General features: G+C 35.4%; 13 protein-coding genes, 1 tRNA gene and 1 pseudogene. 14 read left to right on the top strand and 1 reads right to left on the bottom strand.

Annotated features, from left to right (window positions below):
• Positions 1-53: 53 nt before the first annotated feature.
• The 13 genes and pseudogenes from FYC62_RS07625 (at position 54) to FYC62_RS07565 (ending at position 12,892) form a co-directional block, all read left to right on the top strand.
• On the top strand, positions 54-2,063 hold the full coding sequence (locus tag FYC62_RS07625; RefSeq protein WP_149075876.1) for an HD family phosphohydrolase: 2,010 nt from the start codon (positions 54-56) through the stop codon (positions 2,061-2,063).
• A gap of 162 nt (positions 2,064-2,225) precedes the next feature.
• The gene (locus tag FYC62_RS07620) at positions 2,226-2,468 is read left to right on the top strand and encodes a GIY-YIG nuclease family protein (protein WP_149074525.1); all 243 of its coding nucleotides are present in this window, start codon (positions 2,226-2,228) and stop codon (positions 2,466-2,468) included.
• A 7-nt stretch (positions 2,469-2,475) separates the two neighbouring features.
• A tRNA-Ser gene (locus FYC62_RS07615) sits at positions 2,476-2,562 on the top strand.
• A gap of 413 nt (positions 2,563-2,975) precedes the next feature.
• Positions 2,976-3,329 (top strand): hypothetical protein, encoded by a 354-nt coding sequence (locus tag FYC62_RS07610; protein ID WP_149074524.1) that lies wholly within the window; start codon positions 2,976-2,978, stop codon positions 3,327-3,329.
• A 30-nt stretch (positions 3,330-3,359) separates the two neighbouring features.
• A complete protein-coding gene (locus FYC62_RS07605; protein ID WP_149074523.1) occupies positions 3,360-4,967 on the top strand; it encodes an MFS transporter in 1,608 nt (535 codons plus the stop codon).
• Between the two features lie 25 nt (positions 4,968-4,992).
• Positions 4,993-5,481, top strand: coding sequence for a cupin domain-containing protein (locus FYC62_RS07600; protein ID WP_149074522.1), 489 nt, complete (start codon positions 4,993-4,995; stop codon positions 5,479-5,481).
• A gap of 152 nt (positions 5,482-5,633) precedes the next feature.
• A complete protein-coding gene (locus tag FYC62_RS07595) occupies positions 5,634-6,440 on the top strand; it encodes a glycerophosphodiester phosphodiesterase (protein WP_149074521.1) in 807 nt (268 codons plus the stop codon).
• Between the two features lie 517 nt (positions 6,441-6,957).
• Positions 6,958-8,883: a threonine--tRNA ligase gene (thrS, locus tag FYC62_RS07590; protein WP_149074520.1), complete on the top strand. Its 1,926-nt coding sequence runs from the start codon at positions 6,958-6,960 to the stop codon at positions 8,881-8,883.
• Between the two features lie 33 nt (positions 8,884-8,916).
• Positions 8,917-9,462, top strand: a complete 546-nt coding sequence (infC, locus tag FYC62_RS07585; RefSeq protein WP_039450546.1) for a translation initiation factor IF-3 — start codon at positions 8,917-8,919, stop codon at positions 9,460-9,462.
• Positions 9,463-9,493: 31 nt separating this feature from the next.
• Positions 9,494-9,694, top strand: coding sequence for a 50S ribosomal protein L35 (gene rpmI / locus FYC62_RS07580; protein ID WP_081987616.1), 201 nt, complete (start codon positions 9,494-9,496; stop codon positions 9,692-9,694).
• A 74-nt stretch (positions 9,695-9,768) separates the two neighbouring features.
• Positions 9,769-10,112 (top strand): annotated as a pseudogene (rplT, locus tag FYC62_RS07575) (50S ribosomal protein L20).
• A gap of 290 nt (positions 10,113-10,402) precedes the next feature.
• Complete coding sequence (locus tag FYC62_RS07570) at positions 10,403-12,034, top strand: ATP-binding protein (RefSeq protein WP_168199409.1); 1,632 nt, start codon at positions 10,403-10,405, stop codon at positions 12,032-12,034.
• A gap of 171 nt (positions 12,035-12,205) precedes the next feature.
• The gene (locus FYC62_RS07565; protein WP_039450552.1) at positions 12,206-12,892 is read left to right on the top strand and encodes a DUF4397 domain-containing protein; all 687 of its coding nucleotides are present in this window, start codon (positions 12,206-12,208) and stop codon (positions 12,890-12,892) included.
• Positions 12,893-13,063: 171 nt separating this feature from the next.
• Here FYC62_RS07565 and FYC62_RS07560 read toward each other — a convergent pair whose 3' ends face one another.
• The gene (locus tag FYC62_RS07560) at positions 13,064-14,761 is read right to left on the bottom strand and encodes a T9SS type A sorting domain-containing protein (RefSeq protein WP_149074517.1); all 1,698 of its coding nucleotides are present in this window, start codon (positions 14,759-14,761) and stop codon (positions 13,064-13,066) included.
• A gap of 247 nt (positions 14,762-15,008) precedes the next feature.
• On the opposite strand from FYC62_RS07560, the gene pnp reads away from it, so the two are divergent.
• Positions 15,009-17,168, top strand: coding sequence for a polyribonucleotide nucleotidyltransferase (gene pnp / locus FYC62_RS07555; RefSeq protein WP_149074516.1), 2,160 nt, complete (start codon positions 15,009-15,011; stop codon positions 17,166-17,168).
• Positions 17,169-17,212 lie beyond the last annotated feature (44 nt).

The following is a 17,212-nucleotide window of genomic DNA, read 5'->3' as shown; positions in this document are numbered from 1 at the left end:
ATTCGCATAAAATTATTTACAGGAAATATGCTTATGCCCTTAAATATGTTTTAATGGTGCTTAGCATCCTGTTTATCACTGCTATACTACCCAAACAAGCTAGATTCAAATATGAATTTGAAAAGGGTATAGTTTGGATGCATGATGATTTAATATCTCCCTATAATTTTGCAATTAGAAAAACTACACAAGAAATAAAATCTGATAAAGACAATATTTTAAAGTCTATTTTACCTGTTTACCGTTTAGATGAAAAAGTTTTAGAAGTTCAGTTAAGTGAGTATCAGGCAGATTTTGAAGCCAAATGGCGTTCGGCAGGATTACCTGATGATGATTACAAAGAAAGAACGTTTGAATTTGGTTTCGAGCTACTCAAAAATATTTATCAAAAAGGCGTTATAGGCTTAAATAAGAGCTATCAGAAAGAAAAAGATAATGCCAATTATTTAATGATGTTGTTGAAAAACAATATCAAAACAGAGGTAAGTACGGCAACTTTATTAACCACAACCTCAGCTTTTTCTTTGGCTAGCGAACGTGTTGTAGAAAATAAAAAAGTGAGGACTGATATTCTGGTAAATGTTTTAAAAGACAGGATAACACCCAATATTTTACTAGACGAACGCTTTACAGAGAGCCTACAAAAACAAGCTATAGAAAATGTTTCCTCTACCAGAGGCATGGTACAAAAAGGTGAGGTTATTATTGAAAATGGTTCTACCATTAATGATGAAGTTTACCAAAAATTAGAATCCTTACGTTTGGCTTATGAAGAGAATGCCCGCGTTACCGGAGATAGAAATTTGGTGCTTTTAGGTCAGTTTTTACTGGTTGCGCTTATCGTTTCTTTACTAATGGTTTTTCTTTATTTGTTTAGGAAAGATATTTTTCAGGATAATAGGCAAATCTCTTTAATTTTATTGGTTGTAACCGGGATGCTGTTTTTCCTTTCTTGGTCTATCCGGATGAAGTTGCCAAGTTTGTATTACATTCCTTATTGTATTGTTCCTATCATCATCAGGATATTATTTGATACCCGTTTAGCTATGAATATCCATTTATTAGTGGTGTTGATAGCAAGTTTTTTTGTACCTAATAGCTTCGAGTTTGCTTTCTTGCAAATTTCGGCTGGTATGGTTTCTATTTATAGTATTAAAAATCTGGTACGTAGAGAGCAATTTTTAATTAGCGCCTTGTTGATATTACTTACCTATTTTATTTCTTATTTAGGTATATCTTTAATTAGAGAAGGAGCTTTGGCATCTGTAGAATGGCTCAAATTCTTGCCTTTTATTTTTAGTGTATTACTGTCTTTATTGGCTTATCCTTTAATTTATTTGTTCGAGAAGATGTTTGGCATCACCTCAGACATTACTTTAATGGAACTTACCAATACCAACTCTACTTTATTAAGAGAGTTAGCTTATAAAGTGCCTGGTACGTTTCAGCACTCTTTGCAAGTAGCTAATTTGGCAGAATCTGCCATTTTTAAAATAGGAGGAAATGCCCTGTTGGTAAGGGCAGGAGCGCTTTATCATGATATTGGAAAGATGGAAAATCCACAGTTTTTCATTGAGAACCAAAATAAAGGCTTAAATCCGCATGATAAATTACCTTATGAGGAAAGTGCCCAAATCATCATCAGACATGTGGTAAACGGTGTTGAACTTGCTCGTAGACATAATCTGCCAGAAGTGATTATAGATTTTATCAGAACGCATCATGGCAATACTAGGGTAGATTATTTTTACCAGTCTTTCTTGAAAAATTTTCCAGAGAAGATTGTAGATGAAAATACTTTCCGTTACCCTGGCCCAATTCCTTTTAGTAAAGAAACTGCGGTATTGATGTTAGCAGATTCTGTTGAAGCAGCATCAAGAAGTTTGAAAGAACCCGATGCAGAGAGCATCAATAACCTGGTAGAACGCATTATTGATTATAAATTAGAGCAAGATCAATTAAATGATAGTAATATTACATTGAAGGAAATTGAGACTATTAAGCTGATTTTCAAAACAATGCTGATGGGTATCTACCATGTTAGGATAGATTACCCACAATAGAATTAAAATTTCTTTTTGTAGATATATACGGATTGTTATATTTGCAGACCCAATAGGGAAGGAGAGGTGCCTGTCCCGAAGGGATTCCCTCGGAAAGAGGCCGAAAGGAACAGTTTGTCTCAAAGGTACTCCTTCGGAGCTAAACAAAAATTGTGATAAGATATGTATATCACTTACATTTTAAAATCTATTAAAGACGGTAGATATTATTATGGTAGTTGTGGAGATATGGACAAAAGATTAACTATTCACAATAGTGGCAAAGTCAAGTCTACAAAGAGCAGAATACCATTTGAACTCATCTCTAAAGAGGAATATGAGACGAGGTCAGAAACTCAAAAAAGAGAGTATTATTTTAAATCAATAGATGGTTACATTTGGTTGAAACAAAATAATATCATTTAATAAAAACGGAGAGGTGCCTGAGAGGCCGAAAGGAACAGTTTGCTAAACTGTCGTACTGGAAACGGTACCGCGGGTTCGAATCCCGCTCTCTCCGCAAACCTCATTATAGCAGCTTTTAAAGCTGCTTTTTTTGTTTCTATCTTGTTCTATATCCTAACTATCTTATCATAGGGTACTTCATTATTTTTCAAAAAGAATAAGCAAAATTTCTCTTGTTAGGTCTTTTTAATACCGATGTATTGAATAATTGAGACTCCTGTACACCCTATAGAAACTAAAGTATAAAATAGATAATCTTCTAAACGCGTATTATTGTGAAATTATAAAAGAAGAAGCAGTGTTAGTTTACGTAGATGTTTATGATTAATACAAAAATTTTATAGAAAATTAATGTATAGAGTTTATTATCCATTTTTTTATAAACTATTTTTTCTTTTTTCGCTGATGTTGAAAGCCTGCTGTTTAAGTAAAGGAATGATTTTATAAAGAAATAAACCTATTCATATTTTGTATTGGGCTGATGCCACCGAAAGAAAGTTCTTTACAGTTAAGGGTAGAACCTATGAAATGGAAGACCATAAAAACGGAGAATTTTCGTTTAAGCTACCTCATACTAATTTAGATAACTTACATCAAATGCAGCTGAAAGCTAAAAATATTGTTTTTTTAATTGCCGACGAGGATAAAAAGTTTTACCCTGCAGAAGCTCGTATTCAAGGAGATAAAGTTGTGGTTTTTGCAGCCGAGGTTAAACATCCTGTAGCAGTACGTTATGCTTTTCACAATTATTCTGTAACTAATTTCCAAAATAAAAGTAATTTGCCGGCTGTACCATTTCGTACAGATAACTGGAATGAATAATATTAAACCAAATTAAATTAAACTATATACATGACATCAACAACACAAAAAAGTTATACATCAGCATTGTATACTTTAGTAACCGTTTTCTTTTTCTGGGGCTTTGTGGCCGCCTCTAACGGTATTTTTATTCCATTTTGTAAAACTCATTTTAACTTAACTCAGTTTGAATCACAACTGATAGATTTTACCTTTTACGGAGGTTATTTTATAGGCTCATTAATTTTATATTTTGCTTCACAACTCATTAAAGTAGATATTCTAAATAAGATGGGCTTTAAGAATGGGATTATCGTAGGTTTGGTAATTTCTGCTTTAGGAGCTTTCATGATGGTTCCTTCGGTTAATATAGGTTCTTTCGGATTAATCCTAACTGCATTTTTTGTGATTGCTATAGGTTTCTCCCTACAACAAACGGCAGCCAATCCTTTTGCAGTAGCTTTAGGTACACCAGAAACCGGTGCCGATAGGTTAAACCTAGCCGGTGGAGTAAATAACTTTGGTTCTTTATTAGGGCCTATTATTGTAAGTATAATTTTATTTGGAACTGCGGCAGGTGCTGAGCCAAAAGCGGTAGAAATTACCTCTATCAATACCTTGTATTATATTTTGGGAGCTTTGTTTATTGGAGTAGCAATTTTCTTTGCCATCTCTAAACTGCCAAAAGTAACCAGCGATGAACATATAGAAGCCAGTAAAAAAACCAATGGTCCATTACTCATTATGTTGGTCGCATTTTTATTGATTTTAGCTGCAGACCCGCTAGCAAGTATGACAGGTATATCAGCAGCTATTTATGTTTATGCATCTTTACTTATTGTGGTATTAACCTTATTCTTATCAAGCACAGCAGCAAGCAAAAAGCCCGAAGGCTGGGGAGCTATGAGATATCCTCAATTGATTTTAGGGATGCTAGCCATCTTCACTTATGTAGGGGTAGAGGTAAGTATACAAAGTAATTTTGGAGCCTTGTTAAATACACCAGAATTTGGTTCTTATCCAGAGGCAGAAATAGCGCCTTTTATATCATTATACTGGGGAAGTTTAATGATAGGCCGTTGGACAGGTGCTATATCGGCTTTTAACCTGAGTAAATCAGTAAAAAATATCTTAACTATTGTAGTGCCTTTTATTGCCTTTGCGGTGATATTAGGTTTTAACCACATCAGCGGTACAGATATTGGCAATTTATATATCTATGCAGTTTGCATTGTGGTATTGATAGCAGGCTTCTTCTACAGTCAGGAAAAACCAGCCAAAACCTTGGCTACCTTTTCCGTATTAGGTGTTGTAGCTATGCTGATAGGTTTATTAACCACCGGGCAAACGGCTACCTATGCTTTCATTAGCGGCGGTTTATGTTGTTCTATCATGTGGCCTTGTATTTTTTCTTTATCCATCACAGGATTAGGTAAATACACCAGTCAGGGTTCCTCATTTTTAATCATGATGATATTAGGAGGCGCTATTATTCCGCCAGTACAAGGTATTTTTGCCGATAACAGCGGCATCCATTTATCTTATATCATCCCGGTAATTTGCTTTGCTTACTTATTGTTTTTTGCATGGAAAGTAAGTAAAGAGCTACAAAAACAAGGCTTTGACGTGAATAAAATTGAAGCAGAAGGCGGTCATTAATTATAAAAAAACGAAGAGTTAATAGATGAAAACAGAAATATTTAAGAACATAGAACAAGATTTAACAGAACAAGGTTTTGAAATTGCAAATTACGATGCTACCCGCCCTTGGGGAGGTTTTTTTGTAATCAACGAAGCACAAGCACAAAAATTTGCTGATACTTATTTTAACGGTCAGCAGGTAGGGCAACTTCAAATTGCAGGTAAATTAAGTCCTAAAATCTTAGTTGTAGAGCCACAAAAACGCTTATCATGGCAATACCATTTCCGCAGAGCAGAAATTTGGAGAGTAGTAAGCGGAACCGTAGGTGTGGTTACCAGCGATACAGATGAAGAAGGCGAATTAAAAAGCTATCATCCAGGAGAAACAATTACCCTTAAAAAAGGAGAAAGACACCGTTTAGTAGGTTTAAATGATTGGGGAATCATAGCCGAAATATGGCAACATACAGATAAAGACGTACCTTCTGATGAAGATGATATCGTGAGACTACAAGATGATTTTGGTAGGTAATGCTATAAATTATGTTATCGAAAAGCAGCTGTAAAGGCTGCTTTTTTTGTTTATAAATCCACTATTCATCGTCTTATATTATTTTTTCGAGAAGCTTTTCCTAATTCTTGTAAAATATCCCGAACTTGCCATCATTAAAAGCCTTTGTTTCCATGAAAAAATCAATCATATCTACTTTAATTTTAGGCATTATCGTTTTTACCATGACTTCTTGTGCTATGTTAAACCGTAATTCAGAAATTCAATCATCGGTTTACAACCCTGTAATCGCTCATCGCGGAGCATGGAAAGCTTTACAATTACCGCAAAACTCCATAGCATCTTTAAACCAAGCCATCGCCTTAAAATGTTATGGGTCTGAGTTTGATGTGCATCTCACCAAAGACAATATTTTAGTGGTTAACCATGATCATGACTTTTTTGGTATCAACATAGAACAAGTCACTTATGAAGAATTACTAACGAAAAAATTAAGTAACGGCGAGTCTATACCCACAGCAGAAGCTTATTTAAAAGCAGGTTTAAAGCAAAAACAAACAAAGCTTATCTTAGAACTAAAACCATCCAAATTAGGAAAGGAGAGAACGCTAGAAGCGGCAGAGCGAGTGGTGAAATTGATAAAAAAGCTAAAAGCAGAAAACATGGTGGAGTATATTTCTTTTAGTTACGATGCCCTTACGAAGATAAAAGATCTACTTCCTAAAGCAAAAGTAGCCTATTTAAATGGAGGCATAGCTCCACAACAACTAAAGCAAGATGGTATTGATGGTTTAGATTATCACTTCTCAGAATATAAAAAGAACCCTACTTGGATAAATGATGCTCATCAGTTAGGTTTAACCATTAACGCTTGGACGGTGAATAATCCCATGGATATGAAAAACTTGATAGCACAAAAAGTAGCCTTTATCACTACAGATGAACCCGAGTTACTGATAAAGGTGTTGGCGGAGAAATAATTTTTTTATTTCTGTTTCTAGATAGTAATATTAATACTTTCTAAAATTGTAATCCTAATTTATTTGCGAGGTATCCTCCTTATAGAGGAGGTAGAAAAATTAATTGTAAGAGCAGTATTTTCAGGACAATACACCCAACCTTCTTCGAGACTCGTTCGACAATCCTTCGATAAAATAGGGGTATTTCTCGAACAACTCTCGAAGAAGCCTCGAAGCGGTCTCTTGTTTTTCTCGCAAAAGCTCGTAAATGCCCGCAAAAGCCCGCAAAGTTCGGCAAATTGCGTATCCCATGTTAATGAAAACCAAATAAGATTTTAAATTGCAAATCCTAAAAACTCTCTATATACTCTTAGTTGATGTTTCGGTTTTCAATTCTATACTTAGTTTTTTAACTTTATTTTACCTCAAAAAAATCAATCTTTTATCAATAAAAAACAATAATTTTGCCGGCCTTATAACACTTCATTGTATAAGTGTTTTGCATATTATTTTTAACAAACATCAATCATAGTTGTACATGATTAAAATTACACTTCCCGATGGTTCTGTAAGGGAATATGAAAAAGGAACCAGTGCTCATCAAATTGCCTTATCTATTTCAGAAGGCTTAGCCAGAAATGTATTAGCTGCCGTGGTAGACGGCGAAGTTTGGGATGCTTCAAGACCTATCGAGCAAGATGCGTCTCTTAAATTATTAACCTGGAATGATACTGATGGAAAATCTACCTTTTGGCATTCATCTGCTCACTTGTTGGCAGAGGCCTTAGAAGCTTTATATCCAGGAACAAAATTTGGTATTGGCCCGGCTATAGAAACAGGTTTTTATTATGATGTTGATTTCGGAGATCATCAGATTTCTTCTGACGACTTTAAGAAAATAGAAGATAAAATTATTGAACTTGCCAAAACAAAGTCGGAGTATAGCAGAACAGCTGTTTCTAAAGCAGATGCTTTAAAGTATTTTGAAGAAAAAGGCGATGAATATAAATTAGATTTAATCAAAGACCTTGAGGATGGTAAAATCACTTTCTATACACAGGGTAATTTTACCGATTTATGTCGTGGTCCACACATACCTAATACCGGTTTCATCAAAGCTGTAAAGCTGATGAACGTTGCAGGCGCTTATTGGAGAGGTGATGAAAGCAGAAAGCAGCTAACCCGTATTTATGGCGTAACTTTTCCTAAGCAAAGCGAGCTTACCGAGTATCTGCATATGATTGAGGAAGCCAAGAAAAGAGATCACCGTAAGTTAGGTAAGGAATTAGAGCTGTTTACTTTCTCAGAAAAAGTAGGGATGGGCTTACCATTATGGTTGCCAAAAGGAACTGCTTTAAGAGAAAGATTGGTTAATTTCTTGCAAAAGGCGCAGCAAAAAGCAGGGTATGACCAAGTGATTACCCCACATATTGGGCATAAAAACTTATACATAACCTCTGGGCATTATGATAAATACGGGGCAGATTCTTTCCAGCCCATCAAAACCCCACAAGAGGGTGAAGAGTTCTTCTTGAAACCGATGAACTGCCCACACCATTGCGAAATTTATAAATCTAAACCTAGATCTTACAAAGATTTACCAGTAAGATTGGCCGAGTTTGGAACCGTTTATCGTTATGAGCAAAGCGGCGAGTTACATGGTTTAACTAGGGTAAGGGGCTTTACACAAGATGATGCGCACTTATTTTGCAGACCAGACCAGGTTAAAGAAGAGTTTAAAAAGGTTATCGACTTAGTTTTATATGTTTTTAAAGCTTTGGGTTTTGAGAATTATACCGCACAGGTATCTTTAAGAGATCCAGAAAATAAAACCAAGTACATAGGTTCTGATGAAAATTGGCACTTGGCAGAGCAAGCTATTATTGAGGCTGCGGAAGAAAAAGGCTTACCAACCGTGGTAGAGCTAGGCGAGGCTGCATTTTATGGACCAAAACTAGACTTTATGGTGAAAGATGCTTTGGGTAGAAAATGGCAGCTAGGAACCATACAGGTAGATTATAATTTACCTGAAAGGTTTGAGTTAGAGTATACCGGAAGCGACAATCAAAAACACCGCCCAGTGATGATTCACAGAGCACCTTTTGGCTCATTAGAAAGGTTTGTGGCTGTTTTGATAGAACACTGTGCCGGAAACTTCCCATTATGGCTTACACCAGAGCAATTTATAGTTTTGCCTATTTCAGAAAAATTTGAAGATTATGGTAAAAAAGTTTTAGAATCTTTAAATAATTCCGATATTCGCGGTTTGATTGATTTGCGGGATGAGAAAATTGGAAGGAAGATTAGGGATGCTGAAATCAAAAAACTACCTTATATGCTTATTATAGGTGAGAAAGAAATGCAAGAAGGCATGGTTTCTGTACGTAAGCATGGCGAGGGAGATAAAGGAAGTATGACTTTAGAAGAGTTCCAAAATCATCTTCAACAAGAAATCATTATTTAAATAAATAACTGGAGGACTATTATTAGACCAAAATTGAATCCGAATAACAGAAGCAGAAGAACCACAGAGCCGGCTCATAATATCAACAGACGTATTAGAGCCAGGGAAGTTAGGGTAGTAGGCGAGGATATTGAACAGGGCGTGTACCCTATAGAAAAAGCATTGCAGATGGCAGAAGAGTTGGAACTCGACTTAGTTGAGATTTCACCTAATGCAAATCCGCCAGTATGTAAAATTGTTGATTACAATAAGTTTGTTTACGAGCAAAAGAAGAAACTTAAAGAAATCAAAGCAAATGCAAAACAAACTGTTATTAAGGAGATTCGTTTCGGTCCTAATACCAGTGATCATGATTTTCAATTTAAATTAAAGCATGCCGTTAGCTTTTTAGAAGCTGGTGAAAAAGTAAGAGCTTACGTTCACTTTAAAGGTAGAGCTATAGTTTACAAAGAGCAGGGAGAAATTTTATTATTGAAATTTGCTCAGGCTTTAGAAGATTGTGGAAAAGTAGAACTACTTCCTAAATTAGAAGGGAAGAGAATGTTCTTAACAGTTGCGCCTAAAACGTTAAAAAAATAAATATCCACAGGTTAAATTAAAAAGCATAATTATGCCAAAAATGAAAACCAATTCTAGTGCAAAAAAGCGTTTTTCGCTTACTGGAACAGGTAAAATCAAAAGAAAGAGTGCTTACAAAAGTCACATCTTAACTAAGAAGACTACAAAGCAAAAACGTAACTTAACTCAAACTACATATGTAAATGATGGAGATATGGGAAATGTTAAACGTATGCTTTGTATCGGAAAGTAATTAATTTATTAACCAGGTATCCGGTAGTAAGAATTCTGAGACACGAATCGCCGTTTATCAAAATCATTTAAAATATGCCACGTTCGGTTAACGCAGTAGCGTCAAGAAGAAGAAGAAAAAAATCTTAGGTTTAGCCAAAGGCTACTGGGGTTCAAGAAGCAAGGTTTACACCGTTGCGAAGAATACTGTTGAAAAAGGTTTGCAATATGCTTTCCGCGACAGAAAAGTTAAAAAGAGAGAGTTCAGAGCTTTATGGATTCAGCGTATCAACGCTGGAGCCCGTCAGTACGGTATCTCTTATTCTCAATTAATTGGGAAATTAGCTGCAAAAAACATAGGTTTAAACAGAAAAGTTTTAGCTGATTTAGCAATGAATCATCCAGAAGCTTTCAAAGCTATTGTTGATACAGTAAAATAAAAAAAGATCACGTTTTAGGGATTAAAGAAAAAGGAATCAAATTTATTTGGTTTCTTTTTTTTGGAATGAAATTTTCGCTCTCGCTTTTTAGTTAAATGATTAACTATATTTCTAAAATGTTATTTTCTTAATTTGAGAAATACTTATATTCGTGGGTAGCGCTCATGAACAATCTCTCAATTTTAAACCTGTCCTTAAAAAAACTACTATCTACGGAATCAGATTCCTTAGAAAGAGTTAAAATAAAAATTTTATTTTCCTTACTCGTACTATCTTTAAGTAAGGTACTTGTGGTACTCTTTACCGCTTGGTATTATCAACAAGATTTTCAGTTAAACAGGTCTGTTTTTTTTGGTATTATTTATTTTTTACTTCTTAAACTGCTACTATCCAGAAAAACTAGTTTATCTAGAATAAGTCATATGATGGTTTGGATGGGCTTAATCGTTATTTGGTCTAATGTATTGATGGTATCTGGGAGCTTAAATTTGGTAGCCATACAGTTTACTTTTATGCTTATCATGAGCAGTTTTTATTTGATAGGCTCTAGAGTAGCTATTATAGCTTCTATATTAGCTTGTCTACCCATCATGATTAATCTGGTTTATGATATTAAATGGGTCTTAAATGAATACGTTTCTGCTCCTTTAGCTTCTCCAGGCTATGAAATTTTGGTGGCTTTAAATTTCCTCACTGTTATTGTAGCTCATTATTTTTTCAATCAGGCATTTTCGGCTAATATTGCCAAACAAATAGAACTCAATAGAAAGTTAGAGATTACGGCAAAAGAGGCCAATCAAGCAGCACAATCTAAATCAGACTTTTTATCTGCCATGTCTCATGAACTAAGAACTCCACTTAATGCAGTTATTGGTATAACAGATTTATTCTTGGCTAACCCTAAGAGTGATGACAACGAAGAAAATCTTCGAATTTTGAAATTTTCTTCCATGAGCCTACATGCCTTAATTAATGATATTTTAGACTTTAATAAATTAAGCTCGGATAAACTCAATCTTGACCTACAAAAAGTCAACCTCTACGAATTGGTAAGTGATGTTTGTTCTACCATGAAGTTTCAGTTTGAGCAAAAGCATATAGATTTAAAGGTTTCTATAGATGAGCAATTACAGAACTTGCCTGTACTATCAGACGCTACCAGAATAACACAAATCTTATATAACTTAATTGGAAATGCACTTAAATTTACTGCAAAAGGTAGCGTCACTGTTAGTCTTAAAGTAGTTCATCAGGATACTGAGCAAATTGGCGTTGTTTTTTCTGTAGCGGATACAGGAATTGGAATCAGTAAAGAACAACAGCAAGTGGTTTTTGAACCGTTTAGGCAAGCAACCACAAGTATTTCTAGAAATTATGGAGGAACAGGACTAGGCCTTGCCATTGTAAGAAAATTACTCAGCCTTTTTGATAGCGATATACATTTAGAAAGTATACCCTATAAAGGCTCTAATTTTTATTTTAATTTAAACTTATTGATAGACCAAAGTACTGATGATTTGAGCATAGAGCTTGATTTGCTAGATAAAGATTTAAGTGAAATCAGGATTCTTGTAGCAGAAGATCATGTCATGAATAGGTTACTTTTACAAAAGGTTTTAAATAAATGGAATAATACGCCAGTATTTGCAGAAAATGGAAGAGAAGCTTTAGAAAAGCTTAGAGAAGACAGTTTTGATATTGTTTTGATGGATTTATACATGCCAGAGCTAGATGGCTATGCAACGGCAAAGCATATAAGAGCGATGCAAGATAGCCGAAAATCGCAAATTCCTATCTTAGCTTTTACGGCAACGGTTTCAGAAAATTTATTAGCAGATATACAAGCGGCAGGTATGAACGATTATTTATCTAAACCTTTTAAGCCTATAGAACTTTATCAAAAACTTATAACTTGGTTGTAGTTGTCTAAAAAAGGAAACACCTGTTTTTTAGCTTAGCTTAAATTTCTATAACACTAATCATTAAGCTAATTATCAATTTAAACATTCATCCTTAGGTTAATATCAAGTCTTAATTTGAATAGGGGTTCGTTATTTGTTTGGCAATGCTTTGTAACAAATAAATTAACGAACATGAAAAAGAACAATTTTTTAAAACAGATTTTAAGCGGAGCATTGCTTTTAGCAGTTGCCGCAGGTTTTACTTCTTGTAAAAAAGACGATGTAGATGAAACCGGTTCAGCAAGAATTAAAGTGGTTAATGCTTCTTCTACTTCAACACCACAGAGTGTATTTTTAGCCAATAGCGCTATCGTTCAAGGCGATTTAGCCTTTAACAATTCTTCTGATTACATCACCACAAATTCTGGAAATAATCTGCAATTAGAATTTAGAAATGAAGGCGCTAGCACAGCCTACGCAAGTGGAAGATTTGATGTTGATAATGGGAGTTCATATACGGCTTTCTTAGCAGGGGATGGGCAACAAGCCAGAGTTAAACTTTATAAGGATGATTTAGCTGCCCCTTCTGGCGGACAAGCAAAAGTAAGATTTGTTCATTTAAGTGATGCAGCTCCTGCAAATGTCGATATCAGACGTTCTTCAGGTGCTAATTTAGCAGCCAATTTAGCTAAAGATAATGCGAGTAACTTTATGAATATAGAACCCGGAATACTTTCTTTACAAGTTTATGCTGCTGGAGGCACTCAAAACTTAGGTAGTTTTGATTTAAGCTCTTTTGCTGAAGGTAGAATTTATACGGTTTACGTTACTGGTTCTTCAACGCAAAGTATAACTGTAAGACAAATTACGCATAATTAAGAGCGTTTTTAATAAACAAGTAGAGGCTGTCTCAAATTACCATTTCGTGTCAGGCTGAGCGGAGCCGAAGCCTTTTCTAAGCATATCAGAGAACATTTCGACTCCGCTCAATGTGACAGATACTATTTTTGAGACAGCCTCTACTTGTTTATAGCTTTTATTTATCCGTAGTTATTGTACGATTAATTTTAAAACTTCTTTTGAAAAATCTCCCTCCATATTTAAGAAATAAACACCAGGTGTTAGCTGGTCTTTTAATTGCAATGATGTAGATGCTCCGCTTTCTTGCTTAAGCGTTTCAGCATAAACAACCTGACCTTGAGAGGATATTAAACTTAATTTTTTAGGCTTTAAATCTGTTCTAAATTTAATTGTAGCTGTACCAGATGCTGCAATTGGGTTAGGATAAATTGTTGAAGCATCTTTTTGATTTCCTAAATCAAAATTAACAGCTTTTATCCCTTTTTCATTTACTTTGCCATTTAAATCATATTGCAATAATTTATAATAGTTGCTACCATTAAAAGGGAAATTATCTACAACAGTATAACTAGAAGCCCCTTTAGCTTTAACAGTAGCTAATAAGGTAAAGTCCTTACCGTTGCTTGATTTTAAAATCTCAAACTTATCATTATTAACTTCAGAAGCAGTAAGCCAATTAATATTTACTTTATTGATCTCTTTTTTAGCATCGAAAGAAATTAAATCTACAGGTAATACTCCGCTTCCATTTAAATTGGTGGTACCTAGAACAGTATAGCTGCCTACCACATTAACAGTTGTATTAGCACTTACGCTTAAATTATTAAAAGTAAAATTTCCAGTTGCAGTAGAAGTACCCGCTTTATTGAAAGTAACATTGGTATTGCCTGTAAAAGTTGCATTCACAGTTCTAAAACTGATAGGTGTAACAGCTGTTAAATTTCCACCTATAAATAGTGTTTGAGATGTGCCTACTGGATTATTAGTTATAGATTTTGCACCTGCTCTAAAATTTAATTGATTCTCAACCAATAAAAATCTATTTGAACCACCACCTACCATAAAGGAACTGCCCGCAATAACTTCTGGTGCTGTAGCATAACCAGAGCCTGCAGTAGAAATAAACACTTCTTGTACACCTAATTGAGCGCTAAAAGATGCTCCTGTTCCACCACCAGTATCAGTTATTGTAATGGCGGGGAAATTTGTATATCCCGAACCTGGATTAGTAATGTTAATGCCAGTAATAACTCCTCCTGAAATTATAGCTTCCCCAGTAGCAGTTACTAGTGGAGATGCAGAAGTTTGTTGCCCTGCAATTGCAGCTGGTGGAGCAAAGGTGACCGTTGTTGCATTAGTATAACCGCTACCTCCGAAATTAATAGCTGACCCTGTTATGGTATAACTTGTTATTATTGCTGCGGCTGGGGTTGTAGGTGTGGAGCCGGCAAAAACTAAGCCTGAGTGAGCTGTAGCGCTTGTGTTAGGCTTGCTAGATAAACGACCAGGATTTACTATAGTTAAACCTGTAACAGCTCCAGCACCATCAATAGTAGAAGTAATAGCTGCCGCATTACCTTCCCCAATATTTAAAATACTCCCTAAGATACCTGGGGGAGTGGTTGAAATGTTAGTAGAACCAAAGTTAGAAGTCATTACAACTCCATCTCTAATGGTAACTATAGATCCAGTTCCAGGTACGCTTGATGTATTTGTCCAGCCTGTTGCAGCATTAAATATTTGCCAACCAGAAGTGCTTGTATAACTAGCATTGTAAGTAGATCTTGTCCTAAATTCTCCCTCAACCTGAGCCTGAGATATAAAAGGTAGTATAGTTAAAGAAGATAAAAGGACAAGTCGTCCTAAAGAAAGTAAAGTTTTTTTCATGTGTTTATAATTTGGTTGCCATGAAAATACTTGAGAAAGATATGTGCGGCAACCTGAGTCATCCTGATAGGATAACAGTAGAGTCTGAAAAAGCAAGATTAACCCTCAAATAGGATTAACCTGATGAATATTAAAAGAGTATAACAGATTCTGAAAATTGAAATAACATCTTGTAACATAAAAAAAACTTACACCTCACTGAATAACAGATATAAAAGACTATTTTTGTGCCGATTAAATAATACATATGAGTTTAAATGTTTTTAAAAAGTCGATTGATTTAGGCGACGGCCGTATCATTGAGATCGAAACTGGTAAATTAGCTAAACAAGCTGATGGTTCAGTAGTCGTGAAACAAGGTGATACCATGCTTTTAGCCACTGTTGTTTCAAATAAAGATGCAAAAGAAGGTGTCGACTTCCTTCCTTTATCCGTTGATTACCAGGAGAAATATGCGGCAGCTGGTCGTATCCCTGGAGGTTTTTTACGTCGCGAGGCTAGATTATCTGATTATGAAGTTTTAATTTCTAGATTGGTAGACAGAGCTTTACGCCCATTATTCCCTGAAGATTACCATGCAGATACGCAGGTAATGATTTCCTTAATTTCATCAGACAAAAATATCATGCCTGATGCATTGGTAGGTTTAGCAGCTTCTGCAGCTCTTGCAGTTTCTGATATCCCTTTCAATGGCCCAATTTCAGAAGTTCGTGTAGCTAAAATTGATGGCGAATTGGTTATTAATCCTTCTCGTTCTGATTTAGAAAGAGCAACTTTAGAATTTATTGTTGCCGGTTCTGCTCAGGATATTAACATGGTAGAAGGTGAAGCAGACGAAATTCAGGAAGCTGAATTGGTAGAAGCGATACAATTTGCACATGCTGCTATTAAAGTTCAAGTTCAGGCTCAGGTAGAGTTGGGAGAGCTAGTTGGTAAAACTGTAAAAAGAACTTATTCTCACGAGAATAGCGACTTAGACTTAAAAGCTAAAATTACTGCTGATACTTATGATAAAGTTTATGCTGTAGCAAAATCTGGTGCAGGTAAAGACGATCGTTCTGCTGCTTTTAAGGCATTACAAGACGAAGTTTTAGCAGCTTTAGGTGAAGATGCTACAGAAACTACTAAGTTTTTAGCTAAGAAATATTTCCATGATGTTCAGTATGATGCTGTAAGAGCTTTATTATTGAATGAAGGTATCCGTTTAGACGGACGTCATACAAAACAAATTCGTCCTATCTGGAGCGAAGTTGGTTATTTGCCTTCTGCTCATGGTTCGGCTGTATTTACACGTGGCGAAACACAATCTTTAACTACCGTTACTTTAGGTGCTAAAGATGATGAGCAGTTAATTGATGGTGCTTTCATCAACGGTTATAACAAATTCTTATTACACTATAATTTCCCTGCTTTCTCTACAGGTGAGGCTCGTCCTAACCGTGGTGTAGGTAGAAGAGAAATTGGTCATGGTAACTTAGCCATGAGGGCTATTAAGAAAGTATTACCTGGTGATGAGGAAAATCCTTACACCATCCGTGTAGTTTCTGATATTTTAGAATCTAATGGTTCTTCTTCAATGGCAACTGTTTGTGCTGGTACTTTAGCCTTAATGGATGCTGGTATTAAACTTAAAGCACCAGTTTCTGGTATCGCTATGGGTTTAATTTCTGATGATAAAACTGGTAAATACGCTATCTTATCTGATATCTTAGGAGATGAAGATCACTTAGGAGATATGGACTTTAAAGTTACAGGTTCAAGAAATGGTATTACCGCTTGCCAAATGGATTTAAAAGTTAATGGTTTATCTTATGAGGTTTTAACAGAAGCGTTAAACCAAGCTAAAGAAGGTCGTTTACATATCCTTGGCGAGATGGAAAAAACCATGTCTGCTCCTCGTGAAGATTTTAAACCACATGCTCCACGTATCATCAGCATGACGATAGACAAAGAGTTTATTGGCGCTGTAATTGGTCCCGGTGGTAAAATCATCCAAGAAATGCAACGTGAAACTGGTGCTACCATCTCTATTGAAGAAAAAGACAATAAAGGGGTTATCCAGATTTTTGCTGATAATAAAGACGCTATAGACCAAGCCGTTAGAAGAATCAAAAACATCGTAGCTAAGCCAGAAGTTGGTGAAGTTTACGAAGGGAAAGTGAAGTCTATTATGCCATTTGGTGCTTTCGTAGAAATTATGCCAGGTAAAGATGGCTTATTGCACATTTCTGAGATTGATTGGAAACGTTACGAAACTATGGACGGAATTTTCCAAGTAGGAGATGAAGTAAGGGTTAAATTACTAGACATTGATAAGCAAGGTAAATTAAAACTTTCTAGAAAAGCTTTATTACCTCGTCCGCCTAAGCCAGACGCTGCACCAGCAGAAGAAGCGCCGCAGGCTTAATAAAAATATATTTTTTTTGATTTTTTACCCGCTCTGTTTTAATA

Source organism: Pedobacter aquae (assembly GCF_008195825.1).
GTDB classification, from domain to species: Bacteria; Bacteroidota; Bacteroidia; order Sphingobacteriales; family Sphingobacteriaceae; genus Pseudopedobacter; species Pseudopedobacter aquae.
The sequence above is the reverse complement of the archived record's forward strand: the minus strand, read 5'-3'. Positions and strand labels throughout refer to the sequence as shown.

Excerpts from the sequence above, each read along its gene's own strand:
- FYC62_RS07625 (WP_149075876.1), top strand. The coding sequence starts at position 54 with ATGGTGCTTAGCATCCTGTTTATCACTGCTATACTACCCAAACAAGCT.
- FYC62_RS07620 (WP_149074525.1), top strand. The coding sequence starts at position 2,226 with ATGTATATCACTTACATTTTAAAATCTATTAAAGACGGTAGATATTAT.
- FYC62_RS07605 (WP_149074523.1), top strand. The coding sequence starts at position 3,360 with ATGACATCAACAACACAAAAAAGTTATACATCAGCATTGTATACTTTA.
- FYC62_RS07600 (WP_149074522.1), top strand. The coding sequence starts at position 4,993 with ATGAAAACAGAAATATTTAAGAACATAGAACAAGATTTAACAGAACAA.
- FYC62_RS07595 (WP_149074521.1), top strand. The coding sequence starts at position 5,634 with ATGAAAAAATCAATCATATCTACTTTAATTTTAGGCATTATCGTTTTT.
- thrS (WP_149074520.1), top strand. The coding sequence starts at position 6,958 with ATGATTAAAATTACACTTCCCGATGGTTCTGTAAGGGAATATGAAAAA.
- rpmI (WP_081987616.1), top strand. The coding sequence starts at position 9,494 with ATGCCAAAAATGAAAACCAATTCTAGTGCAAAAAAGCGTTTTTCGCTT.
- FYC62_RS07565 (WP_039450552.1), top strand. The coding sequence starts at position 12,206 with ATGAAAAAGAACAATTTTTTAAAACAGATTTTAAGCGGAGCATTGCTT.
- FYC62_RS07560 (WP_149074517.1), bottom strand. The coding sequence starts at position 14,761 with ATGAAAAAAACTTTACTTTCTTTAGGACGACTTGTCCTTTTATCTTCT.
- pnp (WP_149074516.1), top strand. The coding sequence starts at position 15,009 with ATGAGTTTAAATGTTTTTAAAAAGTCGATTGATTTAGGCGACGGCCGT.